The organism is Bacillus cereus group sp. BfR-BA-01380 (assembly GCF_022663535.1).
Taxonomy (GTDB): Bacteria; Bacillota; Bacilli; order Bacillales; family Bacillaceae_G; genus Bacillus_A; species Bacillus_A cereus_BB.
In genome coordinates, this window is record NZ_JAKUFS010000130.1 from 1 (window position 1) to 223 (window position 223).

A 223-nucleotide genomic window follows, 5' to 3' on the forward strand; every position below is an offset into this window, starting at 1 on the left:
TTGGAAACTGGGAGACTTGAGTGCAGAAGAGGAAAGTGGAATTCCATGTGTAGCGGTGAAATGCGTAGAGATATGGAGGAACACCAGTGGCGAAGGCGACTTTCTGGTCTGCAACTGACACTGAGGCGCGAAAGCGTGGGGAGCAAACAGGATTAGATACCCTGGTAGTCCACGCCGTAAACGATGAGTGCTAAGTGTTAGAGGGTTTCCGCCCTTTAGTGCT

The 223-nt window shown here is 51.1% G+C and carries 1 rRNA gene; it reads left to right on the forward strand.

Annotated features, from left to right (window positions below):
• Positions 1-223, forward strand: a 16S ribosomal RNA gene (locus tag MR076_RS26235); the annotation flags it as partial.